14 protein-coding genes are annotated in these 24310 nt (G+C 64.1%); 3 read left to right on the top strand and 11 right to left on the bottom strand.

The features are described 5' to 3' along the window. Positions 1–2 precede the first annotated feature (2 nt). The 5 genes from MON38_RS16920 to galK all read right to left on the bottom strand — a co-directional run bounded on the left by MON38_RS16920 (position 3) and on the right by galK (position 6581). Positions 3–1922 (bottom strand): DUF294 nucleotidyltransferase-like domain-containing protein, encoded by a 1920-nt coding sequence (locus MON38_RS16920; protein WP_338423784.1) that lies wholly within the window; start codon positions 1920–1922, stop codon positions 3–5. A gap of 182 nt (positions 1923–2104) precedes the next feature. After that, the gene (locus MON38_RS16910) at positions 2105–2821 is read right to left on the bottom strand and encodes a 3'-5' exonuclease (RefSeq protein WP_241937328.1); all 717 of its coding nucleotides are present in this window, start codon (positions 2819–2821) and stop codon (positions 2105–2107) included. A 163-nt stretch (positions 2822–2984) separates the two neighbouring features. Continuing rightward, positions 2985–4016 carry a LacI family DNA-binding transcriptional regulator gene (locus MON38_RS16905; protein ID WP_241937327.1) on the bottom strand — a complete coding sequence of 344 codons (1032 nt, stop codon included), beginning with the start codon at positions 4014–4016 and terminating at the stop codon, positions 2985–2987. A 229-nt stretch (positions 4017–4245) separates the two neighbouring features. After that, positions 4246–5295 carry a UDP-glucose--hexose-1-phosphate uridylyltransferase gene (locus MON38_RS16900; RefSeq protein ID WP_241937326.1) on the bottom strand — a complete coding sequence of 350 codons (1050 nt, stop codon included), beginning with the start codon at positions 5293–5295 and terminating at the stop codon, positions 4246–4248. Positions 5296–5420: 125 nt separating this feature from the next. Beyond that, positions 5421–6581, bottom strand: a complete 1161-nt coding sequence (gene galK / locus MON38_RS16895; protein WP_241937325.1) for a galactokinase — start codon at positions 6579–6581, stop codon at positions 5421–5423. A 252-nt stretch (positions 6582–6833) separates the two neighbouring features. On the opposite strand from galK, the gene MON38_RS16890 reads away from it, so the two are divergent. The 3 genes from MON38_RS16890 (at position 6834) to MON38_RS16880 (ending at position 14298) form a co-directional block, all read left to right on the top strand. Continuing rightward, a complete protein-coding gene (locus MON38_RS16890) occupies positions 6834–9377 on the top strand; it encodes a cellulase family glycosylhydrolase (RefSeq protein ID WP_241937324.1) in 2544 nt (847 codons plus the stop codon). A 209-nt stretch (positions 9378–9586) separates the two neighbouring features. After that, positions 9587–11632: a HelD family protein gene (locus tag MON38_RS16885; protein WP_241937323.1), complete on the top strand. Its 2046-nt coding sequence runs from the start codon at positions 9587–9589 to the stop codon at positions 11630–11632. A 164-nt stretch (positions 11633–11796) separates the two neighbouring features. Beyond that, the gene (locus tag MON38_RS16880; protein WP_241937322.1) at positions 11797–14298 is read left to right on the top strand and encodes a glycosyl hydrolase 53 family protein; all 2502 of its coding nucleotides are present in this window, start codon (positions 11797–11799) and stop codon (positions 14296–14298) included. A 71-nt stretch (positions 14299–14369) separates the two neighbouring features. On the opposite strand, the gene MON38_RS16875 is transcribed toward MON38_RS16880, so the two are convergent. The 6 genes from MON38_RS16875 to MON38_RS16850 form a co-directional block, all read right to left on the bottom strand. Next, positions 14370–14582, bottom strand: coding sequence for a heavy-metal-associated domain-containing protein (locus MON38_RS16875; RefSeq protein WP_241937321.1), 213 nt, complete (start codon positions 14580–14582; stop codon positions 14370–14372). A gap of 171 nt (positions 14583–14753) precedes the next feature. After that, positions 14754–15005 (bottom strand): heavy metal-binding domain-containing protein, encoded by a 252-nt coding sequence (locus tag MON38_RS16870; protein ID WP_241937320.1) that lies wholly within the window; start codon positions 15003–15005, stop codon positions 14754–14756. A 92-nt stretch (positions 15006–15097) separates the two neighbouring features. Then, a complete protein-coding gene (locus MON38_RS16865) occupies positions 15098–17494 on the bottom strand; it encodes a TonB-dependent receptor (RefSeq protein ID WP_241937319.1) in 2397 nt (798 codons plus the stop codon). 192 nt (positions 17495–17686) lie between these two features. Beyond that, positions 17687–20398, bottom strand: coding sequence for a PAS domain S-box protein (locus MON38_RS16860; RefSeq protein ID WP_241937318.1), 2712 nt, complete (start codon positions 20396–20398; stop codon positions 17687–17689). A gap of 115 nt (positions 20399–20513) precedes the next feature. Continuing rightward, positions 20514–20912, bottom strand: coding sequence for an endonuclease domain-containing protein (locus tag MON38_RS16855; protein WP_241937317.1), 399 nt, complete (start codon positions 20910–20912; stop codon positions 20514–20516). A gap of 255 nt (positions 20913–21167) precedes the next feature. After that, positions 21168–24203 carry a CheR family methyltransferase gene (locus MON38_RS16850; protein WP_241937316.1) on the bottom strand — a complete coding sequence of 1012 codons (3036 nt, stop codon included), beginning with the start codon at positions 24201–24203 and terminating at the stop codon, positions 21168–21170. Between the last annotated feature and the right edge of the window lie 107 nt (positions 24204–24310).

Here is a 24310-nt window from a genome sequence, read left to right as displayed (position 1 = left end):
CCCTACCCCAGCGACTTTGTGAATCCGACTTTAATTTTCAGCTGAAAATCGGCAATCACCTTGAAAATCTCCTTCAGCGTCACCTGCTCTACTTTGGTGAGGGATTTGGGGTCGAGGTAATTATCAGGCACGGTGTGGTCGCGGATGATTTGGGCGGCCTGCTTTTTCAGGCGCACCCCCATCAGGTAGTAGTAAGCCTGCAGCAGCTCCTGGGTTTCGCGCTCGGTGAACACGCCCTGGGCGCGCAGGGCGTCGAGGCGCTCGCCGGTGTTGGTGGCGAAAATGCGGTGTTTAAGGGCGTACATGCGCACCAAATCAACGATGGGCGACATGGTTTTTTTCAGGTTGAAGACCTGCTGGTCGCCGTGCGCGAAGGTGCGGATGTTGCGGAAGAAGGTGAGCGGCGGCTCGTATTGCAACGCATTCACGGCCAGGTAGTGGAAGAATCGGTCGGTGGGCTTTTGCAGCTCCAGGGCCAGGAATTCGTGCAGCTCGTCCATGATGGTGGCGTCGCCGTAGAGGTAGCGGCAATCGAATGAGGCGGCGAACTGCATGCCGGTTTCGGGGTTGGCATCGCTCATCCACTCCACGTAGTTGCGCTTCCAGTGCGAGAGCGAGTGCGTCCACTTCGGGTTTTTGGCCATGAAGCCGCCGTCGCAGTAGCTAAAGCCGATTTCGTTGAGCTGGTCGCTCACCATGCCGGCGAATTTCAAGAAGTAGTCGCGCACCAGCTCGCGCTGCTCGTTGGCCTTGTCTTCATAAATGATGGCGTTGTCCTGGTCGGTGAGCAGGGTTTGCTCTTTGCGGCCCTCGCTGCCCAGCACCATGTACACGAAGCGGGCCGGAGGCGGACCCAGCTCGGCAATGGCACCCTCAATCAGCTTCAGCGCAATGGTATCCGAAACGGTGGTGATGACCTGATTCACGATTTCGGGCTTCACGCCGCGGTTCAGCAGCTGGTACACCATTTCGGGCACCTGCTCCCAGCGGCGGCGCAGCTCGGGCACGGCCTGCGCCTGCTTGACGGACTGAATGAATATGAACGGCGACTGGGCCTGGTCGTCGGTCAGCAGCTTATTGCGGCTGATGAAGCCCACGTACTCGCCATCGGTTTCCACCAGCAAGTAGCGCGTCTTGGTCCGAAACATCAACAGAATGGCCTCATACACAAAGGCCCGCGAGCTGATGCTGACCACCGGCGCATCCACGATGGTTTCGACGGGCAGACGCGCATCGGCCAAGCCGGCCACCACTTTGTCGCGCAGCGTAATATCCGTCACGTAGCCAATGACGTGGCCGTCCACGTCGGCGTTGGTGATGAAGTAGCAGCTGGTGCGGGCGGCGGCCATGCGCTGGGCCACCTCGCAAATGGGCACGTAGGCCGCGCACAGCAGCACCGGGCGCAGCTCCAGCGTCTCGATGCGGCGCGAAAACAGCTGGTCGGAAGCCAGGTAGCTGGAGCTGGAGCTGCCGCCCGTGGCGGGCCGCACGAAGTTGGCGTATTCCTCGTCCAGCATCCGCCGTCCGTAGCGCGCCGTGAAGAAGTGGAAGAAGCTCTCGTAGCCCTGGCATAGCGCCAGAAACTCGCGCCGGTGCAGGAAGTACACGCGGGTATCGCGCTTGGCCACCACGGTACGCAGCGAGCGTTTCTTGTTCAGCAGCAGCGATATACCGCCGTAGCACTCGCCGCGCCGGGTGTATTCCACCACGCGCCGGTGCTGCTGGCTGTCATAGAAAAACGTCTCGTACTCGCCCTGCACGATGATATCGAGCCCGCGCAGCTTGGTTTCATCCTGCAGGTAGATGGTGGTTTCGCGCGGGTGGCGCACCTCCTGCAAGCCCTCGGCGACTTCAGCCAGCACGTCGTCGGGCAGCAGGTCAAAGGGTGCCACGGTGCGGAGAAAGTCGAGCTTATCGGACATGGATGGGGTAGTGAGTAGGTGTAAGTAAAAGTAGAACGTCATGCAGAGCGCAGCGAAGCATCTTGCCCGCCACCACTAACTCAATCGTTGTAACGTCATGAATTACTACCTCTGGCAAGATGCTTCGCTGCGCTCTGCATGACGTTCTTTTTTATGCTGTTCTGGATGTTAATACTTCCCCCTCACCCAATCAGCAAAAACGCCAGCAGCACCAGCAGCACCGTGCCCACCGCCAGCCACGGGGCCACGCCAATCTGGAGGCGGCGGCTGGCGGGCATGGGCGGCTGCAAACCCACCGGCGGGCCTTGCTGGCGCATAATTTCCGGCGTGATGAGGCCCTGCCGCTGCATCTCAAAAAAGCTGCGGGCGGTGGCGTACGCGTCGGCCAGGGCATCGTGCTCGCCGGGCTGGGGCTCTTTGAACAGTCGTTGGTATAGCTCGGGCAGCCGCAGGAAGCCCTGCGTGGAGTGCCGCAGCAGCGGCCCGGTAGCGCGCATGGTGCAAAACGTGGGCAGCCCCAGCATGGGGTTGGTGAGGCCGGCGCGGTGAAAGCCCACGCCCACCATGTGAAAATCAAGCTGCATAAAATGCGCCACCACCAGCGGCTGGTAGTGCGTGAGGTCGCGGTGCAGTAGCTGCATCACAGCGTGGCGCGACTCGCCATTGGCCTGCAAAAACTCCGGCGTGAGGCCGTGGACGCTTCCGGCGGCTGGGTCGAGGTCGTAGTCGTTGGGCTGGATGTAGTGGTTTTCGGCCTTCACCTCCACACCTTCGCGGGTGTAGACCACCCAGGCCAACTGTGCGATGTGCGGCCAGTTGCCCCGGCTGGAATACGGCTTGTTCCAGTCGCGCGGGATGCCCGAGGTTTCGGTATCAACGAACAGGAGGTAGTCTTTCACAGGTTGGAGCAAGGTTCAGAACGGGTACCGGAAGGCCGTCATGCAGAGCGCCGCGAAGCATCTTGCCCGCGCAACGCAATTCAATCGTGTTACTGCCTGCGGGCAAGATGCTTCGCTGCGCTCTGCATGACGTTCTATTTTATTCCAGACGCACCCGACTGGCCTACTTCTTTCCCTTCATCGACGATTCCCGCTTCATCAGCCGGGGCTGGATGACGACTTTGCGCGGGGCCACGGCCACGTCGCCGGTGTCGTGCACCATTTCCATGAGCAGCTGCATGGCGGCTTGGCCCATTTCCTCGGGGCGCTGGTCGACAGAAGTGAGGTTGGGCTCGGTGAGCGAGCAGAAGCTTTCGTTGCTGTAGCCGGCCAGGGCCACGTCCTGCGGAATGCGCAAGCCGCGCTCCTTGAGCACGCGCATGGCGCCGGCAATGGTGAAGTCGCTGGCCGAGAACACGGCGTCGGGCGGGTTGGGCAGGGCCAGCAGCTGCTCCATGCCGGTGCGGCCGTCGGCCTCCCACATGTCGCTGAAGATGACCAGGTCATCCTCTACTTCAATGCCAAACTCCTTAAGCGCCTGGCGGTAGCCGCCAAACCGATTAATGTAGATGCGTAGATGCTGCGGGCCGCCGAAGTGGGCAATGCGCCGGCAGCCCTGCTCCAGCAGGTGCTTCGTGGACTGGTAGCCGCCCTGGAAATCGTCCAGCTCCACCGCGTTCAGCTCGGGGCTGTCCACGATGCGGTCGAAAAAGACCAGCGGGATGCCGCGCTTCTGGATTTTATCGAAGTGGGCGAAATCGGGCGTGGGCCGGGCCACCGACACCAGAATGCCATCGACCTGCGCGTTTATCATCGTCACCACGTTCTTCTGCTCCTGCTCGTAGTCCTCGTTCGACTGGCAGAGCAGCACGTTGAAGCCGGCGCGGTTGGCCACCGATTCAGCCCCCTTCATCACCTGCGAGAAGAAGTGGCCGTCGACGTGGGGCACAATCACGCCCAGCGTGTTGCTGTGGCCTTTGCGCAGGGCGGCGGCCAGGTGGTTAGGTTGGTAGTTGAGCTGCTCGGCCAGCGCCTGCACCCGGTCGCGGGTGGCTTTGCTGATGCGCGAATGCCCGCTCAGGGCCCGCGAAACCGTCGACACGGCCAGGTTCAGCTCCTTGGCGATATCCGAAATAGAGGCTCGTTTTTGCGACAAAGCGGTGGGATTTTGGTGATGGTGGTGGTTCAAATGTAGCAGCCGGCCCGTGATAAACCGATGAGTCCTGCTTGAAGTTGGTGGCTGGAGTTGGGCTTAAAATTTGGTCGTCATGCTGAGCGCAGTCGAAGCATCTTTACCGCAATAGTAAACCTAATCGACAGGAATACTTACGCGGTAAAGATGCTTCGACTGCGCTCAGCATGACCGTTTATTTCCAACCAAGCGCTTACTCTACTGCACCCTTGTAGTGCACTTCCGACTGCTCGCGCAGCCGGCCGGCGCTGAACTCGGGCGTGACGTCGCGCTGCGGGTCGCCCAGCATCTCGTAGCCCACCATGAACTTGCGCACCGTGGCCGAGCGCAGCAGCGGCGGGTAGAAGTGCATGTGCAAGTGCCATTCGGGGTGCTCCTGGCCATCGGTCGGGCGCTGGTGCAGGCCGGCCGAGTACGGGAAGCTGATGCTGAACAAGTTGTCGTAGCGAATGGTGAGGCGGCGCAGAATGTCGGCCAGCGCGTCGCGCTCGGGGTCGGAGAGCTGGGTCACGTCCTGCACCGGACGGCGGGCGATGACGATGGTTTCGAACGGCCACACGGCCCAGAACGGCACCAGCACCACGAAATGCTCGTTTTCGAGCACCACCCGCTCCTTTTTCTCCAGCTCGACTTTCAGGTAATCGGCCAGCAGCGTGCGGCCGTATTCCTGGTAGTAGGCCAGCTGGCGCTCGGTTTCCTTGGCGGGCTCGCCGGGCACGGTGCGCTGCGCCCAAATCTGGCCGTGCGGGTGCGGGTTCGAGCAGCCCATCATCGGGCCCTTGTTCTCGAAAATCTGCACGTAATTGATATCGGGCCGCGCGCCGAGCGTCGCAAATTCGCTCACCCATAAATCCACCACCTTGCGAATGGCGGGTGTGGTCATCTGCGGCAGCGTGAGGTCGTGGCGCGGCGAGAAGCAGATGACGCGGCAGATACCCGACTCGGCCTCGGCCCGCAGCAGCCCGCCCTCGTCGATGCCGCCGGTGGGCACGTCGGCCGTCAGCGCCCCGAAGTCGTTGTTGAACACATAGGTATCGGTGTACTTGGGATTCACCTCGCCGCCCACGCGCGGGTTGCCGGGGCAGAGGTAGCAGGTGGGGTCGTAGGCCGGGCGGTGCTCCTGCTCGGGTTCTTCCTGCTGGCCCTGCCAGGGCCGCTTCGAGCGGTGCGGCGACACAAGGACCCACTCGCCCGTGAGGGCATTGAAGCGGCGGTGCGGGTGTTCGGTGGAATCGAAAGACATGGCGTTGGATTATTTAAAACGATGTAGAGACGTGACACTTCGCGTCTCGGCGTTGAACGATACGGCTTAAACGGCACCCGCATTGCGCGGACGCCGAGACGCGAAGTATCGCGTCTCTACATCATTCAAACTGCCCCTACCCCGTCCACAATTGTAGTTTGGTAGGTTTCGGGCCGGCGGCCGAAGCGCTTTTCATACGCGGCGCTCACGCTCTCTATGAAGGCGTCTACTTTATCGGGCGCCACCAGGTTGATGGTGCAGCCGCCGAAGCCGCCGCCCATCATGCGCGAGCCGAACACGCCGGGAGCGGCCAGTGCGGCCTCGGCCAGCACATCGAGCTCCACGCAGCTTACTTCGTAGTCATCGCGCAGGCCGGCGTGGCTGGCGTTCATCTCCTTGCCAAAGGCAGCCAGGTCGCCGGCTTCGAGGTGGCGGCAGGCGGCTTCGACGCGGGCGTTTTCCTGCACCACGTAGGAGCAGCGGCGAAACACCGTGCCACCCAGCTCGCTGCGGTGAGCTTCGAGCTGCTCCATGGTGGCATCGCGCAGGGCCGTGATTTCGGGGTAGTGCTGCTGGAGCACGGATACGCCGCGCTCGCACTCCTTTCGGCGGGTGTTGTATTCGGAGGAAGCCAGGCTGTGCTTCACACCCGAGTTCACGAGCACGATGCGGCAGGCCTGGGTATCGAAGGGGAAATACTGGTAATCGAGCGAGCGGCAGTCGAGGCGCACGACCTGGCCGGCGCGGCCGAACACGCTGGCAAACTGGTCCATCAGGCCGCATTGCACGCCGGCGTAGGTGTGTTCGGCCAGCTGGGCCATGCGGGCCAGGTCCATTTTTTCGAAGCCGGTTTTCAGCAGCTCATTCAGCGCATAAGCCAGGCCGCACTCCACGGCGGCCGACGACGACATGCCCGCGCCCATCGGCACGGTGCCGGCCAGCACGCAGTCGAAGCCCGGCACGGCCACGCCGCGCAGCTGGAATTGGGCCGCCACGCCCAGCAGGTAGTTGGCCCAGTGCGTTTCGGTGGGGCTGATGTCGGCCGCGTTGGGCAGTTCCAGGCTTTCGTTGAGGTCGTGAGCGAAGAGGCGGATTTGCTCGCCGCCGTTCAGGCCCACGGCAAACACCATCTCCTTATCGACGGCGGCGGGCAGCACGAAGCCGGCGTTGTAGTCGGTGTGCTCGCCGATGAGGTTGACGCGGCCGGGGGCGCGCACCAGCAGCGGCGCGTAGCTGTAGCGTTGTTGGAAATCGGCCTGCACGGCCTGGGCCAGAGAATCGGACATGGAATAGCGGGAAGAAGAGCGGGAAATAGCAACCAGCCAGCGGCCGGTTAGCTTACGCAAGAAGGCGCAAAAATGCCGGCCGGCACTCAGCTGCCGCGCCGAAAAGTACGGCTGATTTACTGGAATCGCGCAATCGTTTGTGTAGACGGTAGCAGCCGTACCTTCGCCGTTGGATTTTCCTTTTGCCTTTTATCGTTGGTTTCTATGCCCGTGCGTTTGTTGTCGCTGCTACTATTCAGCCTTAGTTTTTTATTGAATCCGTGGCTCGTAGCGGCCCAAAAGTCAGCCACCGCGCCGGGCGGCGACGTGTTTGTGGACAAGGCCGGTGTGCTGCGCTGGCAGAAGAATAAGCAGGAAGTGGCGCTGTTTGGGGTGAACTACACCACGCCGTTTGCCTACGCCTACCGCGCGCACCAGCGGCTGGGGGTGAGCCACGAGCAGGCCATCCGGCAGGATGTGTACCACCTGAGCCGACTGGGCGTGGACGCCTTCCGGGTGCACGTCTGGGACGTGGAAATCACCGATACGGTGGGCAATTTGCTGGAAAATGAGCACCTGCGCCTGCTCGATTTCCTGGTGAACGAGCTTAAAGCGCGCGGCATCAAAATCATCCTCACGCCCATTGCCTACTGGAACAACGGCTACCCCGAAAACGACTCAGGCACCGGCTTTTCGAGCATCTACTCGAAGGGCGCAGCCTACACCAACCCGCGCGCCATCGCGGCGCAGGAGCGCTACCTCACGCAGTTCCTCAACCACCGCAACGCCTACACGAAGAATCTGAACCGTGAAGACCCCGATATTCTGGCTTTTGAGGTGTGCAACGAGCCAAAGTATGGCAAGCCCGAAGCGCCGATAACCAGCTTTGCCAACCGCATGGCCGGCGCCATTAGGGCCACGGGCTGCCGCAAGCCGGTGTTCTACAACGTGTCGGAAAACCCCGATGTGTACGAGGCTATTCTCAATGCGAAAGTGGATGGACTGACGTTTCAGTGGTACCCGCAGGGGCTGGTGGCGGGACACACGCTGCGCGGCAATTTCCTGCCCTACGTCGACCAGTACCCGATTCCGTTCAGCGGCGATGCGCGGTTCAAATCGAAGGCCAAGATGGTGTACGAGTTCGAGTCGGCCGACATTCTGCAGCCGATTATGTACCCATTCATGGCCCGCAGCTTCCGCACCGCCGGCTTCCAATGGGCCACGCAGTTTGCCTACGACCCGCTGGCCCTGGCCCACGCCAACACCGAGTACCAGACCCACTACCTGAACCTGGCCTACACGCCGGCCAAGGCGTTGAGTATGCTCATCGCGGGCAAGGTTTTTCGCACGGTGGGGCGCGGGCAGCAGTTCGGCCGCTACCCGCAGGATTCTGTGTTTAGCGACTTCCACATCAGCTACCGCCAGCAACTGAGCGAACTGAATGCGCCCACCGAATTCTACTACACTGCCAATACCGCTACGGCCCCGCAGCAGCCCGCGAAGCTGGCGCATCTGGCCGGCGTGGGTTCCTCCAAGGTGGTGCGCTACGGCGGCACCGGTGCGTATTTCCTCGATAAGCTGGCTTCCGGCGTGTGGCGGCTCGAAGTTATGCCCGACGTCGTGGCCATCCGCGACCCGTTCGAAAAAGCCTCGCCGGAGAAAGTGGTAACGCAGATTTTGTGGAACGAGCAGCCGCTGCAGGTGGCGCTGGGCGACTTGGGCTCGTCGTTTTCGTTGCGTGGGCTGAACGAGGGCAACGCAGCCCAGGCCACGGCTACCAACGGCAACGTGCGGGTGCGCCCCGGCGTGTACCTGCTGGCTGCGTCCGGCAAATCCACGTCCGCCTTCACCGCCCAAACCACTTTCAACCATATTAAGCTGGGCGAATTTGTAGCGCCCGCGCCCACGGCCCTAGGCCCGCAGGCCCGGCACACGCCGCCGGTGCAAACCACCGCCGGCCAGCCGCTCAGCCTCACGGCCACCATCACCGGGCTGGCGGCGGCCGACAGCGTGTTTCTGGTGGCGCAGCACTACTACGGCCGCACCCGCACCGTGCACATGCGCGCCACGGCCTACGCCACCTACGCGGCCCGCGTGCCCGATGAATTGCTATATGCCGGCGAGCTGCGCTACTGGCTGGTGGTGCAGCAGGGCAGCAAAGCCACTACCTTCCCCGGCGCATTTGCCGGCCAGCCGCGCGACTGGGACTTTGCCCACGCCGAGCATTTCGCGGTGCCCATCGTGCTGGCGAACTCGCCCCTGCCCCTCTTCCGCGCCGACCGCGACCAGGAGCGCATTGAAGCCCGCGGCCTAGCCCCGAATGCCTGGACGGACTACGTGCCCGCCCCCGACGGCACGCTGGCGCTGCGCCTGGTGCAGGGCCCGGCACGCGCCGGGCAGCCTGCCGCTACCGGCCCGGCCGCCAGCCTACGGGCATTTTTTGGCGACCGATTGGTGGGCCGGCCCGAGGACTTGGGCCGATTTACGCAGGTGGTCATTCGGGCGCGCTGCAGCCAGCCCGACGCGAAAATCACCCTGCAGCTCACCACCAAAGATGCCGTGAGCTACGCGGCCCCGGTAGCGCTGACGGCGGGCGCGGCCATGCAGGAAGTGGTGGTGCCGCTCAACGCCTTGCGCGCCGCGCCGGGCCTGCTGGTGCCCCGCCCCTACCCCGGCTTCGGTCCGCTCAGCTACCAAGCCGCTACCACGTCGCCGCTGAAACTGGCCGATGCGGAGGTGTTGCAGCTGGTGTGGGACGCGGCCTCTGTAGCAGGCAGCCCGGCGAGCGTGGACGTGGAGTCGGTTGAGCTGCGGTAAATAATGAACTGTTGAAGGATTTAGGGGCGGGGCTTGCCCCCGCCCGCACGTTCGCACCACTGCAACGAGCTCGCTCAAATGGAAACCAACGAAGCCAACGACCGGGCGGGGGCAAGCCCCGCCCCTACACCGCTCGGGCGTCGCGCATCAACTCACTCTGGCATTCGCCCCGACCTTTGCCATCCATTTTTAGAAAAACACCACCCAGGATGAACGCGACGGAAAAAGAAGAACGAGAATACCTGGAAGAAATCAAGGAGAAGCTGACGCTAGCCATTCGGCGGATTGACGGCGACGTGCGCCAGGCTTCGGACGAGCTGCGGGAGAAGAAGCAGTACATCCACGAGCAGCAGTCGGGTATGGACGAGGCCGATATGGTGGCCGCCGAGCAGTCCATCAACCGCATGGCGTTTACGGGCGAGGCGGCCGTGGCCCGCAAGCGCAAGCTGCTGAAGCTGGGGCAGTCGCCTTACTTTGGGCGAATCGATTTCGTGCCGCAGGGCAAGGAGAAATGGCCGGTATACATCGGCATCTACTCCTTTCTGGACGAGCGGCAGCGGCAGAGCCTGATTTACGACTGGCGGGCGCCCATCTCGTCGTTATTCTACGATTATGAGCTGGGGGAAGCTTCGTTCGTCACGCCGGCCGGGCCGATGCAGGGCACGATTGAGCTGAAGCGCCAGTACAAAATCCGTGACGGGCGCATGGAGTTCATGATTGAAAACGGTGTGAACATCCACGACGACGTGCTGCAGCGCGAGCTGGCGAAATCGTCGGATGATAAGATGAAGAACATCGTCGCTACTATTCAGCGCGACCAGAACGCGGTGATTCGCAACGAAACCGCGCCGGTGATGGTGATTCAGGGTGTGGCCGGCTCGGGCAAAACCTCGATTGCGCTGCACCGCATTGCGTTTCTGTTGTACCGCTTCCGCGAGACGATTCGGGCCAAGGACGTGCTCATCATCTCGCCCAATAAAGTATTTGCCGACTACATCTCGAACGTGCTGCCGGAGCTGGGTGAGGAGCACATTCCGGAGCTGATTATGGAGGAGCTGGCCGCCGATTTGCTCGAGCACCAGCACCCGTTCCAGACGTTTTTCGAACAGGTTTCGATGCTGCTGGAGAAGCCGCACCCAGCCTTCATCGAGCGCATTCGTTACAAGTCGTCGTTCGATTTTCTCACGCAGCTGAACCAGTATTTGCTGTACGTGGAGAACAACTACCTCGTGGTGAAGGAGCTGCGCGTGGGCAGCACGCTGGTACCGCTGCCATTCATGCTGGCCAAGTTCAAAACCTTCCATCGGGTGCCGCTGCTGAAACGCTTCGCGCTGGTGGCCGAGGAGGTGCGCGCTTTCGTGCGCGACGCCACCAAGCGCAAACTCAGCAACCACGAGAAAAACGTCATCGGCGAGGCCATTCCGCGCATGTTCAAGTTCCACCAGGTGATGGAGCTGTACCGGGATTTTTACCGCTGGGCGGGCAAGCCCGATTTGTTCCGGCTCGACCACCGCCAGCGCCTGGAGTACGCCGACGTGTTCGCCTTCATCTACCTGCGCATCCGGCTCGAAGGCATGTCGGCCTACGACCACGTCAAGCATTTATTGGTAGATGAAATGCAGGACTACACGCCGGTGCAGTACGCCGTACTGGCCCGCGTGTTCGCCTGCCGCAAAACCATTCTGGGCGATGTGAGCCAGACGGTGAATCCGTACAGCGCGTCGTCGGCCGAAACCATCGAGCGCGTGTTTCCGCAGGCCGAGGTGGTGCGGCTCTACCGCAGCTACCGCTCCACGATGGAGATTACGGCCTTCGCGCAACGCATCACCCCCAACCCCAACATCATCCCGCTGGAGCGACACGGGCCGGAGCCGGCGGTGTTGCACTTCGGCAGCGAGCAGGAGGAATTACAGGCCATCAAAGGCCTGATTGCGGATTTTAAAAGCTCGGGCAACCAGTCGCTGGGCATCATCTGCAAAACGCTGCGGCAGGCTGAGCAGGCACACCGGGCGCTGCAGGCCGAGGGAATTTTTCTGCTCACCGAGGAATCCACGCACTTCAAAGAGGGCATCATCATCACGACGGCCCACCTCGCGAAAGGGCTGGAATTTGATGAAGTCATCGTGCCCTTTGCTTCGGCCCGCTCCTACCAGACCGAAGTCGACAAAAGCATGCTATACGTAGCCTGCACCCGCGCCATGCACCAGCTCACGCTCACGTACTCGGGCGAGGTGGCCACGTTTGTGAATAGTTGATGCTTACTATGTAGAACGTCATGCTGAGCGGAGTCGAAGCATCTCTACTGCGCAAACTAATCATTTACTACTACGGTAGAGATGCTTCGACTCCGCTCAGCATGACGTTCTTTAGGCCGATTACACAATCGTTTAACTAAAATAACTACCTCAATTCGATTGTCATGAAACGACTTCTATTCTTCCTGAGCCTGCTGGCAGCCCTCGCCCCCCAAGCCCGCGCCCAAACGGCCGCACCCTTCGCCAAAGGAGCTGACGTGAGCTGGGTGACGCAGATGGAGCAGTCGGGCTACCGCTTCTATACCGAAACGGGCGTGCAGCAGGACCTTTTCCAGGTGCTGAAGGGCTACGATATGAACACCATCCGGCTGCGGGTGTGGGTGAACCCGGCCGGCGGCTGGAGCAACCCGGCCGACGTGCTGGCCAAGGCGCAGCGGGCGCAGGCGGCGGGCTACCGCATCCTGATTGACTTTCATTACAGCGACGAATTTGCCGACCCTGGCCGCCAGAACAAACCCGCCGCCTGGGCCGCCTACCCTTTTGCGCAGCTGCTCACGGCCGTGTACGACCACACCTTCAGCACGCTGGAGCTGCTGAAAAACAACGGTATCACGCCCGAATGGGTGCAGGTAGGCAACGAAACCAACGACGGCATGCTCTGGCCCGATGGCAAGGCCTCGACCAACATGGCCCAGTTTGCCCAGCTGTTCGACCGCGGCTACGCGGCCGTGAAGGCCTCGAACCCGAATATTAAGGTGATTGCGCACGTTTCCAACGGCTTCAACGTGAACACCTCGCGCTACATTTTCGGCGGGCTAGTGGCTAATAACGCGCGGTTCGACGTGATGGGCCTGTCGCTCTACCCCAGCATCACCGACTGGCCCACGCTCACGGCGCAGTGCCAAGCCAATATGAACGACCTCGTGGTGCGCTACCCTGGCAAAGAGGTGATGGTGGTGGAAACCGGCATGCCCGCCGACGCGCCAATCCCAACCCAGCAAATGCTGCTCGACCTGCAAACCAAAACCCGGGCCGTGCCCGGCAACAAGGGCCTCGGCGTACTGTATTGGGAGCCCCAGGCCTACAACTGGATGAACTACGGCCTGAGCGCCTGGAACACCGCCGGCCGGCCCACGGCCGCCCTGCAAGCCTTCCGCAACGTGCCGCCGGCCGCCGGCCTGTTGGTGAATCCCGGCTTCGAATTCACCGGCCCCACCCAAACGCCGCTGGGCTGGAGCACCGCCTCAACGGCTGATGCGGATGCCGATTTTACGCAGGCTCCCGGAGCGGCGGGCCTCTACCAACTCACCCACCAGAAGGCCACGGCCTACCAGGTGCGCACCTACCAGCTGCTGGCCAACGTACCCAATGGCACCTACATGCTGCGCGCCCGCGCCCAAAGCAGCGGCGGCCAAACGCAGTGCCAGCTCTACGCCAGCGGCTTCGGCGGTACGGAGCTGGCCACCACGTTGCCCACCTCGGCCAACTGGGTGCCGGTGCAGGTGCCCAACATTGTGGTGAGCAACGGGCAATGCGAAATCGGGCTGCGCTCAACGGCCGGCGCGGGCCAGACCGCCCGGCTCGACGAGGTAGAATTCGTGACCAGCACCACGGCCGCTACGGCGCAGTTCACCGTCGACGGCCAGGCTTCGGCGGCCGAAATCGGCACCGGGCCAGGCCAATATCAGCTCGCCGCCACATATACCGGCCCGCACTCCGAAGCCGACCGGGGCTTGCAGGCACTGTACGTGGGCAGCACCGCCACCACGCTGAATTTGCTGCTGGCCGGCTCGGCCGAATCGGCCGGTGGCAGCTACCGCGCCCTGGTGCTATACCTGAACACGGCCGGGCAGCCGGGCGCGCCGGCCGGGCAGCAGCTTATCGGCGGCAACAACGGTCCGTCGCCCCTCAAGCACCGCCCCACGCTCGATATGCAGGCCGACTACGGCTTCCGAGTATCGGTAGGGCCAACGTCGGCCACGGCCAACGACGTGTATTTCAGCCGGGTTTCGTACGTGACGGGTGCGCCCATCGTGCCGGGCAACGATACGTACCTCGGGGCGGGCACCAAAACCGGCGGCGTGGTAGTGGCCCCGGCTACGCTCGATTTGGCCGGTGCGCGCTTTGCCTACTTCAACACGCCGGCCCTCACGGCCAACACCGGCAACGTGGGGCTAGAGATTGAGATTCCGCTGGCGGCGCTGGGCGCGGCGGGCGTTTCGGTGGGTGCGGGCAGCCGCATCGAGCTGTTTGCCGGCTACACCGATGCCGACGGCGTGTTCCTCACCGATGTGCTGCCGACCATTCCCGGCCGTACCACGGTGCTGGGGGTCAATCCCGATTTCACCGCCATTCCCGGCAACCAGTACGTGGCCTTTCAGCTGGGCAGCGGCGTGTTGGCCGCCCGCAGCGCCGCCGATAAGGCGCTGGACGTTTCGATATACCCCAACCCCACCGCCGCCGCCGCCACGCTGGCCTACACCGTGCCCGGCACGCAGTCCGTGCAGCTGAACGTGTATAATGCCACCGGCCAGCGCGTGCGCACGGTAGCCCAGCGCCAGACCGGCCGCCAGGAGCTGGTACTCGACCGTCTGCCAGCCGGCATGTACCTGCTGAAATTGCAAGTGGGCGAGCTGACGACCAGCCGCCAGCTGGTGGTGCAGTAATTATTCAGCGCTCCACAAAAAAGGGCCGCCCCACGTTGGGACGGCCCTTTTTCGTTGCGACTGGCGGCTGACTAAGCGGCGGGCTGAATCTCGAAGCCAGCGGCTTCCACAGCCTGCACGACTTGCGCGGCGGTGGCTTGGTCAGAAGTCACGGTGAGGATTTTGGCGGGGTTGGCGGTATCGACCTGCCAGTTACCGGCCCCGACGGCCTGGTTGAGAGCGGGCGTAACAGCTTTGATGCAGCCGCCGCAGTTGATGGTGGTTTTGAATTGAAGCGTGGACATGGCCAGAGTGAGTTTAGGGAAGAAAAACCGCACGGCCTTGAGGCCGAACGCCCAGCCGGCAATCAGGCCGGCAGTGGAGTAAAATTACGTTTTGTCCAAGCCGAAGTTCGCACAGAATTCACCCAAAAACCTGCGTAATTATGCCCGAAACCAGCCTTTACTAACCAGCGGCTACGACTTCTTTTCCAGCTCCATCTCGCACACGGGGCACTTGCCGGGCTTGGCGCTCTGGCTGCCGGCGCAGCCCATGGGGCATTCGTAACGGGCCTCGGTTACGGGCGCGGCGGCGGGCTTGGCGGCGGGTGCAACCGCAGCATCCGGGCTGGTTGAAGCGGCCGGTTGCTGGCTGTCGCCGCAGCTGCTCAGGCCTAGCATGGCGGCCCCGCAGGCCGAGAAAAGAAACAATCGAAACGATGCAAACATGGCAAATAGAAGAAAATAGCGTCGGTGAGGCAACAATCGTAGCCGCTGCCAAACCACAAATTTAGGGCATATGGTTCGGGCGCAGCCTGCTACTACTCGAAGCCGCGCTCGTCGGCCGGCTCCTCGCGGCGCTTGGGGCGCGGGGCGGCGGTGCCACTACCGAAGCGGTAGCTGAAGCCCAAGTAGGCAATGCGTGACTCGCGCTTGTTGCGCGCCACCGACTCGAAGCCCGCGCCGGCGGCGTTGAAGTTGAATTGCAGGGTATTGAAGATATCGGACACCCGCAGCGTGAGGCTGCCTTTGTCTTTGAGCACACTGTATTTGGCGGCGAAATCGGCGTTGAACTGGGTGAGGCGCTGGCCCTGGGCCGACACCACCGGCGAGCGGTAGTTGGCCGAAAGCTGCAAATCGAGCGCCTTGGTGGGCGACACCGTGGTATTCAATCGACTCGTGTACACCACGTTGCTGGTGTTGAAATCGACGTTGGTCGGGGCCGAGCCCTTGATGATGCGCCGAAACGCCGAGGCGTTCAGACTCACTTTCCAGATGCTGGTAACCGGTGCCGACACCACGGCTTCGAGGCCGTAGTTGGTTTCCTGGCCCACGTTCAGGCGGGTGGTGTTGGTGACGGTGGAGTTGGTGACGACATCATAAAAGAATGGGTCGCGGATGTTGGTAATCGTGTTTTCCTCGAGCCGGTAAAACGCCGTGGCGCTCACCGAGCTGCCGCCCCCAAAAAAGTGCTGGTCGCCTAACTCCAGCGAGTGCACGAACTCGGGCCGCAGCGAGGTGTTGCCCGCGCGCAGGTTCAACGGGTCCGAACGGTCAGGAAACGGGTTGAGCTCGTCGGCGCTGGGGCGCTGGATGCGGCGCGAGTAGCTGAGTTGCACGCGGTGCTCGGTGCTCACATCGTAGGCCAGCACAGCGCTCGGAAACAAACTGAAATAGCTGCGCGTGAAGCTCGGGTCGGTGATGCCGGTGGCCACCAGGTCGCCGCGAGTGTTGGTTTGCTCCAGGCGCAGGCCCAGCTGGTAGTTGAACGCGCCGAATACGTTGGCATACGTGCCGTAGGCCGACTGAATGAACTCGCGGTAAATGAAACGGTTCGAGGGGTTGTAGGCCAGCACCGGCTGGCTGGTGTAGCGGTAGTCGTCGTCGGAGCGGCGCGAAATACTTTTCGCGCCCAGCTCGTAGCGGCCTTTCTCGCCCACCGGCCGCACGTAGTCGAGCTGGGCCGAGGCCAGGTCGCTCTGCGTGTCGGACCGCTGCTGCTGGTACTCGGTGGGCTTGTCGCGGTAGTTCACCGTCGAGTTCACTCCGAGGTTGATGTGTACCGGCGTATAAATGACGTTGGCCGTCAGCTCGCGGCCTTTTTCCTCGGGCCAGAGGCGGCGGTAGTCCACACTGAAATCGGCCTGTTTGGCGTAGCCGGCATTGGTATTGTAGCGCAAGGTGTTGCCCAGCGAAGGCAAGTCGCCGGTCGTCAGGTTCGTTTGCGCGGAGGTGATTTCCTCGCGGTTGTCCTGCGAGTTGTAGCGCGGCTGCACGGTCAGGGTCAGCGTCTGGTCGGGCGTGAGGGCGTAGTCGAAACCCAGGCGCACAGCGTGCGACACGCCCCGGAACACGCCGGTGCGGTCCTGGTTCAACTCTACGGGGCCGGTGGCGGTTTGGCTGCGCTGGCGCACCGAGCCGTAGCCGGTGCGGCGGTCGTCGCGCCAGTCGTAGGAGCCAAACACGTTGAGTTTGCCCTTGTGGTAGTTCAAGCTCAGCGAGGTGTTGTACTTGTCGCCGGTGCCGGCCGTGGCGCTGGCCTGGCCGTTCAGGCCGTCCTGCCGCTCCTTTTTGAGCACGATGTTGATGATGCCGGCCGAGCCTTCCGCGTCGTAACGCGACGACGGGTTCGTCACCACCTCAATGTTCTGAATTGAGCTGGCCGGCAGCTGGTCCAGCGTCACGCCCGTGGGCTTGCCGTCCACCAGAATGCGCACGTTGGTCGAGCCGCGCAAACTAACCGCCCCGCTCTGGTCCACCGTCACCGAAGGCACGTTCTGGAGCACATCCACGGCGGTGCCGCCGGTGGCGGTCAGGTCCTTGGTCACGTCGATGACCTTTTTGTCAAGGTTGTCGGTCACGATGGCGCGCTCGCCCTTCACCACCACTTCGGCCAGCTTGGTGGCGGCGGTGCGCAGGCGCAGCGGGCCCAGGTGCAGCTCGGGCGCGGCGCTGGTCAGGGCCACGGCGCGACGGCCGGTGCGGTAGCCCACCACGGTGGCTTTCAGCACATAGCTACCCAGCGGGATTTTTTCGAGGACGAAAGCGCCGCTTTCCAACGACTGCGCGCCGGTCACGAAGGTCGAATCCGAAGCCCGCAGCAGCACCACGCCCGCAAAGGGCAGCGGCTGCTGGCTGGCCGCGTCGAGCAGCATGCCATCGATGCGGCCCGTGGTTTGGGCCCGCGCGCCCAGCGTAGCGGCCAGCAACAGGAGCAACGGCAGCCACAGTTTTCCCCGGCGGCCTGGTGGCCGGGCATTCTTTCCGTACTCTTCAGTCATCATCAAAAGGTCGTTTTCGCGGGCCCGTCACTCATTGCCCCGACAACCCGACACGGGTTGCCGGGCCGGGTTGCAACCGGCGCCGCAAAGCTCTCCCGCAACTTTGTCGTAAAGCTGTGGCGCCCGGCTTCACACCTCCGCATCGAAGCTGATAATGGTGCCCCGCCCCCGCTGCGAGCGCACCGACAGCTCGCCGCCCAGCAGGGCCACGCGGTTGCGCACGCCGGCCAGCCCGATGCCGGCCAGCGGCTCGGTTGCCAGCAAGGCGGGCTCGAAGCCGCGGCCGTTGTCTTCCACGCTCACGTAGAGGCGGCCGTTTTCGTGGGCCACGTGCACCTCAACTTCGGTAGCGTGGGCGTGCTTCATCACGTTGTTGAGCAGCTCCTGCACGGTGCGGTACACGGCAATTTCGACCAGGGCGGGCAGGCGCTGGTCGAGGTTGCGCAGGTGCAGGTGCACGGGCAGGCGGGCCGGGGCAATGCGCTTCACCAGGGTTTCGAGGGCAATGCGCAGGCCGAAATCTTCCAGAATACCGGGCGTGAGCTCGAAGGAAATGGTGCGGGTGGTCCGAATAGCTTCCTCGAGCAGGCGCAGCGAATCGCGCGGGGCGGGCGGCAGCTCGCCCCGGTTGTCGAGGCTGAGCTTGGTGGCGTAGAGCAGCTGGCCCAGGCCGTTGTGCAGGGCTTCGGCAATGCGCTTGCGTTCGGTTTCCTGGGTTTCGAGAATGGCCGCCAGCACCTCCTGCTGCTGGCGCAGGCGCAGCTGGGTGGCTTCTTCGGCCAGGCGCTCGCGCTCGGTCACGTCGCGCAGAATGACGAGCACGCCGCCCGACTGGCCCTCGACCGGCGACGGCAGGGGCACGAGGTGGGCATCGTAGCGCCCGGCCCGCAGCTGAAACTCGCGGTTGAAGCGGTCGATGCGCTCGCCGGCCAGCGCCCGGGCCACCTCGCGCAGCGAGTATTCGCCCAGCATTGGCACCACTTCGGCCAGCGGCCGGCCCAGGGCCTGGGCCGCGCTCAGGCCGAAGTAGCGGGCCGCTTCGGCGTTCCAGACGGTGACGCGGCCCTGCGCGTCGAGCGAGATGATGCAGTCGACGCTATTTTCGAGCAGGTTGCGGGTGAAATCCTGCTCGGCCTGCAGCTGCCGGCGCTGCTGCTCGGCGGCCGTTACATCCACGGCCAGCACCACCACCTGCTGCCCCTGCTCGTCGAAAAAGGCGTAGTTCTGAAAGGCCACCGGCAGACCGGCGGCAGTCGGAATCTCAGCCAGGAACTCGGCCTGCCCGCCTTGCAGCACCTGCACCAGCTCGGGCTGCACGTTGGGGTACATCTCGTGCACATTGTGGCCCACGAGGCTGCCCGGCTCAATGCCCACGGCCTGCAGGCCGGCCCCTTCCGATTCAATATATGTGCCGTCGGGTTTAAGGCGGGTGAGCACCATGGGCATGCGGTGCAGCATGCGCTCCAATACCAGGCTTTTGTAGTGCAGCTCCTCGTCGGCGGCGCGCTGCCGGGTCACGTCGCGCAGCACGCCCGTGAAGCCCGTGGCGTGGCCCGGCTCGTTGGTAACCACCCGGCCGGCCAGGCCCAGGTGGTGCACCGACCCGTCGGCCCACACCACCCGAAAGCTGACCTCCAGCGGTTCCTGCACGGCAATGGCCGCCTGCAAGCCGCCCCACAGCCGGGGCAGGTCGTGGCGATGGATGCGGTTTTGCACGTCTTCCAAGGGGAAAAAGCCCGGCCCCGACGCGCGCCCAAACATGGCCTGCACGGCGGGGTCGCCCTCCACCTGCCGGGTGGCGAAGTCCCAGGTGAACACGCCGGTTTGCGAGGCGGCCAGGGCCAGGCTCAGGCGGGCCTCGCTGGCGCGCAGCTGCTGGGCGGCGGCGCGGCTGGCCGTGATGTCGCGCCACAGAATGTGCACCAGCGGGGCCGGGCCGCCCACCTCGATAGGCGTGAATACGGCCTCGACCCAGATTTCATCTCCCGACACGCGGCGCATCAGAATCTCGCAGCGCGTCGAGCCGGCGGCCAGCGCCGCGTCGAGGCAGGCGCGCAGCTGGTCGATGGTGCGGCTGCCATCGGGCTGAAACTCGGGGGTGTGCGCCCAGGCCGGGTGGCCCACCAGCTGGTCGCGCCGCTCGGCCCCGAGCAGGCGCAGGGCGGCGGCGTTGCAGTCGACGTAGAGGGAACCCTGCAACAGGGCCACCGCGTCGTGGCTGTCGGTGAAGAGCTTGCGGAAGCGGGCCTCGCTGGTGGCCAGCGCGTCGGTAGCGCGGCGGCGGTCCGTCACGTCGAGCACGGCCAGGCGGCACTGCGGGCCAGCGGGCGTGAGCACGCGCAGGCCCTCCAGCAGGCCGTGGAACAGGGTTTCGTCTTCGCGCAGCAGGCGCACCTCGGCGCGTTGGGTGGTGTCGGTGCTGAACACGCGGGCCAGGAACTGCCCGAACTCCAGTCGCTGGGCCGGGGCCACAAACAGGGCGAAGCGCCGCCCCAGCAGCCGCTGCCGCACCGGCCCCAGCAGCTGGCTGCCGCACAGGTTGAGCTGCTCGATGGCCCCGACTTCGGACAGCGAGAAGTAGCCCACCGGGGCAAACTCGTAGAGGTCGACGTACCGGGTGCGGGCCTGCTCGGCTTCGGCCTGGGCCAGCAGCAGCTCTTCGTTCTGCATTTCCAGCTCAATCTGGTGCACCTGCAGCTCCTGCACCAGGCGCTGGGTTTCTTCGGGCGCGAGCGGGGCGGCGGCCTGCGTCACGAGGCGGCGGTGGGCTTCGGCGCGCGCGCGCAGGGCCTGCTCCTGGGCGTGGGGGCTGGTGGGGTCGGCGGGGGTAGCGGCAGGCATTGCAGAACAGGTGAGGTGGATGATGTAAGGTAGGCATAACCGGCGCGGCACACAACCGGACGAGTGGGTGGGATGTTTTTAGCAGAATAACCCAGTCGTGAGGCCCAGAACTACTCTACCGCCCGCTATGCAGTGCCGCCTGAATTCCGACCAGCACTGCCTCCAACTCGCCCAGCACTCGCGCGTTGGCAAAGCGCAACACCCGAAAGCCCATTTCGGCCAGCAGCGCCGTACGCCCGGCATCGTAGTCGCGTTGGTCGGCATCGAGGTGGCTGCCGCCATCAATCTCCACCACCAGCTTCGCGTCGATGCAGACGAAATCCACGATGTAGCGGTCGATGGGATGCTGGCGGCGGAACTTTGCCCCTACCTGGCCGCCGCGCAGGGCCTGCCAGAGGTCGTCTTCGGCGGCGGTGGGCTGGTGGCGCATGGCGCGGGCGCGCCCTTTCAAATCGAGCTTGCCATATTGCCTTTTATCGGCGCTAAGGATATAGTCTTCGCGGTGGTGTTCCATCACGATGAAGATAGGAACGGAGTTTGGCTTTGTTCGGGCAGAGCAGGCGGAGCGCCTCACCCCCCGGCCCCAGGGGGAGCCGAGTAGGGTCGTTCTGACGGTGCGCCTCACCCCCCGGCCCCCTCTCCCTAGGGAGAGGGGGAGCCAAGTAGGCGTTAAAGGATTTAGCAGGCTATAATGCAGCGATTGTCGGCTGGCTCCCCCTCTCCCTGGGGAGAGGGGGCCGGGGGGTGAGGCGCAACGTAAGAACTGCCCCTACCCCTCCGCCACCCCTAGCAGCAGCCTTCCCGTCTGCATCCCGTGGCTCACCAGCGCCCGCCCATAGAGGCGCAGGCGGCGCGGCCCGGCCCCGGGAAAATCGGCCGCGTAGGCGAAATCGGCGAAGGGCTGGTCAGGGTGCTCCAGGGCGTCCTGCAGGCGCTGGCGCAGGGCCGGCTGCTGCCAGGCCCCGCCGTCGAGCTCGCGCAGCGGCAGGCCCTTGGTGCGCTCGGCATCGAGCCCGAACAGCTGCGCAAACGCCCCGCTGATGGCCAGCACGCGCTGGTCGGCATCGAGCACGAGTAGGGGCTCGCGCATGCTTTCCACAATGCTTTCGGCGAAGCGGGTGCTTTCCTGGAGCTGGGCTTCGAGGGTTTTCAGGGCCGTGATGTCGGTGAAGGTGATGACGGCGCCGCTGATGTAGTTGTCGAGGGTGCGGTAGGGCAGCACGCGCATGGCGTACCACTCGCCCTGGGTGGTCTGGATATTGGCTTCGATGGGCGTGAGGCGGTCGAGCACCTGGCGCAGGTCCTGGGCCAGGTTGTCGTAGCGCAACGAGCTGGCGAAGTGCGTGATGGGCCGCCCCACGTCGGACGGCAGCAGCGGGATGATGCGGTGCACCGGTGGCGTGAAGCGCTTGATGACGAGGTCGTGGTCGAGAAACACAGTGGCAATTTCCGTGGCGTCGAGCAGGTTCTTCATGTCGTTGGCGGCCTGGCCCAGCTCCTCCGATTTGCTCAGGTACTGCATGTTCAGGGTCATCAGCTCCTCGTTCAGGCTCTGCATCTCCTCCTTGTTGGTCATGGCCTCCTCGTTGGTGCTTTGCAGCTCCTCGTTGGCGCTCTGCAGCTCCTCGTTGGTGCTTTTGAGCTCCTCCAGGCTGCTTTCCATCTCTTCGATGGTGGTTTGCAGGCGGTGCTTGGTGTACTGCAGCTCCTTTTCGAGCCCCTGGGACTGGGCATCGGGCGCGTCGGCGGCGGCGGCTTTGCCCTGGCGCAGCCGGCGCGGCGTGGGCTGCTCCTCAAACACCACCAGCAGCAGGCCGGCCAGCGGCTCGCCCTCGTTCAGCAACGGCTTCACCGTGAGGCGCAGCAGCTGCACGCCGCTGTCGAGGCGCAGCTTCACGCCCTCCAGCACCACGGGCTCGCGGGTGGCCTGGGCCTTGTGCACGGCGGCGCTCAATTCGTAGTTCAGCTCCTCGCGGGCCATGTCGAACACGTTCATGGCCCCCAGCCCGGGGGCCGGCTCCAGGAAGCGGCCGGTGCGGCCGTTCACGTACAGAATGTCGCCTTTGGCATTCACCACCACGGCGGGCGGGGTGTACTGGCGCAGCAGCACGCGCTGCACCAGCGCGGCAAACGGGCCTTCTTTGGGGGTGGTAGCGGGTAGCATGGGGCCGGGCAAAGGGGCAAGGGGCAGGGCCGACAGCGGCTGCCGGCCCAGCGAAAACGAAAAATTGGAAAGCCGCGTGATGGACGACGGCAGCTCGGTGCGGCGCGAAAGCTTCCACTTCACATCGAGCGGTTGAAACAGGTCCTGAAAGCCCGTCAGGTTCTCGCTCGGGCCCAGCAGCAGCAGCCCGCCGGGGTTCAGGGCGTAGTGGAAAATCGGAATCAGGTTTTTCTGCAACTCGGCGCTCAGGTAAATGAGCAAGTTGCGGCACACCAGCACGTCGAGCTTGGTGAAGGGCGCGTCCTTGTTCAGGTCGTGCACGGCAAACACCACGGCGTCGCGCACCTCCTTTTTCACGCGGTAGCCGCCCTCGGTTTTCGCGAAAAAGCGGCGCAGGCGCTCCGTGCTCACGTCGGCCACCAGGCTGCCGGCGTATTCGCCGGTGCGGGCCGCGTCGATGGCGTCGGGGTTGATGTCGGTGGCGAAAATCTGGATGCTCAGGTGCTTGCCTCGCTCCACGCCGTCCAGGGCTTCGAGCAGCACAATGGCCAGGCTGTAGGCCTCTTCGCCCGTCGAGCAGCCCGGGGCCCACAGCCGCACGGTACTGCCGTCGGGCTTGTGGCGCAGCAGCGGCAGCAGCCGCGCCTGCAGCTGCTCAAACGCTTCGCGGTCGCGGAAAAACTTGGTCACCCCAATCAGCAGTTCCTTGAACAGGGCCGTGACTTCGGCCGGCGTTTCCTGCAAAAACCGCACGTAGTGCGTAAAATCGGTAATCTGGTGCGCGTTCATGCGCCGCTCGATGCGCCGGAACACCGTGTTGCGCTTGTAGAACGAGAAGTCGTGCCCCGTCTGGGCCCGGATGAGGTGGAAAATCTTCTGCAGCGCGTGCGCCGGCTTGGTCTGGCCGGGGTCGTCGTCGGGGCGGCGGGGGCGGTGCGGCGGGTGGCGCACATACTCCAGCAGGCGGGCCGGCAGGTCGGCGGCGGGCAGCACGTAGTCCACAAACTCGGTGGCCAGCGCCGCGCGCGGCATCGAGTCGAACTCGGCCGTGGTGGGGTCCTGCACCATCACCATCCCAAAATTTTCCATCACCATCTTCAGCCCCAGCGAGCCGTCGCTCCCCAGCCCCGAGCAGATGATGCACACCGCCCGCTCGCGCGCATCCTTGGCCAGGCTCTGGAAAAAAAAGTCGATGGGCAGCCGGCGGCCCGGCGGCTGGGTGGGTGCAAACAGCAGCAACGTGCCGTGCAGCAGGCTCATGTCGCGGTTCGGCGGAATCACGTACACCTGGTCGGGCCGCACGTGCAGCCCGTCCGTCGCTTCCTGCACCGGCATGGCCGTGAAGTGCTGCAGCACCTGCGCCAGCTCCGAGCCCTGGTCGGGCGAGAGGTGGGTGATGACCACGAACGCCATGCCGCTGCCCACCGGCATGGCCCGAAAAAACTGCTCGAACGCCGTCAGCGACCCCGCCGAGCCGCCCAGCGCCACCACCGGAAACCCGGTGCCGGGCGCGTTAAAGCGGGCCGCCTCGCGGCGCAAGGCGGGCGCGCGGAATTCGTCGTCGCGCATTTTTTTTTCGGGCGTCGTGGGGCCGGGTTCAGGCTCGTCAGCCGGCGCAGCAGGTTGTTCAGATTCAGTCATGGAGCTTCGGAACAGGAGAGAACAGGCCGGCCACGCCCACCACGCCGGCCGCCGCAGCCGGGCCGGCGCGGTGGGCAAATCTACCGCAAATCCCGGCCGGATTCAGC

Origin of the sequence: Hymenobacter cyanobacteriorum (assembly GCF_022631375.1) — a bacterium.
GTDB classification, from domain to species: Bacteria; Bacteroidota; Bacteroidia; order Cytophagales; family Hymenobacteraceae; genus Hymenobacter; species Hymenobacter cyanobacteriorum.
The sequence above is the reverse complement of the archived record's forward strand: the minus strand, read 5'-3'. Positions and strand labels throughout refer to the sequence as shown.

Coding starts and splice junctions, on each gene's coding strand:
- MON38_RS16920 (WP_338423784.1), bottom strand. CDS start 1,922: ATGTCCGATAAGCTCGACTTTCTCCGCACCGTGGCACCCTTTGACCTG.
- MON38_RS16900 (WP_241937326.1), bottom strand. CDS start 5,295: ATGTCTTTCGATTCCACCGAACACCCGCACCGCCGCTTCAATGCCCTC.
- galK (WP_241937325.1), bottom strand. CDS start 6,581: ATGTCCGATTCTCTGGCCCAGGCCGTGCAGGCCGATTTCCAACAACGC.
- MON38_RS16885 (WP_241937323.1), top strand. CDS start 9,587: ATGAACGCGACGGAAAAAGAAGAACGAGAATACCTGGAAGAAATCAAG.
- MON38_RS16880 (WP_241937322.1), top strand. CDS start 11,797: ATGAAACGACTTCTATTCTTCCTGAGCCTGCTGGCAGCCCTCGCCCCC.
- MON38_RS16875 (WP_241937321.1), bottom strand. CDS start 14,582: ATGTCCACGCTTCAATTCAAAACCACCATCAACTGCGGCGGCTGCATC.
- MON38_RS16870 (WP_241937320.1), bottom strand. CDS start 15,005: ATGTTTGCATCGTTTCGATTGTTTCTTTTCTCGGCCTGCGGGGCCGCC.
- MON38_RS16860 (WP_241937318.1), bottom strand. CDS start 20,398: ATGCCTGCCGCTACCCCCGCCGACCCCACCAGCCCCCACGCCCAGGAG.
- MON38_RS16855 (WP_241937317.1), bottom strand. CDS start 20,912: ATGGAACACCACCGCGAAGACTATATCCTTAGCGCCGATAAAAGGCAA.
- MON38_RS16850 (WP_241937316.1), bottom strand. CDS start 24,203: ATGACTGAATCTGAACAACCTGCTGCGCCGGCTGACGAGCCTGAACCC.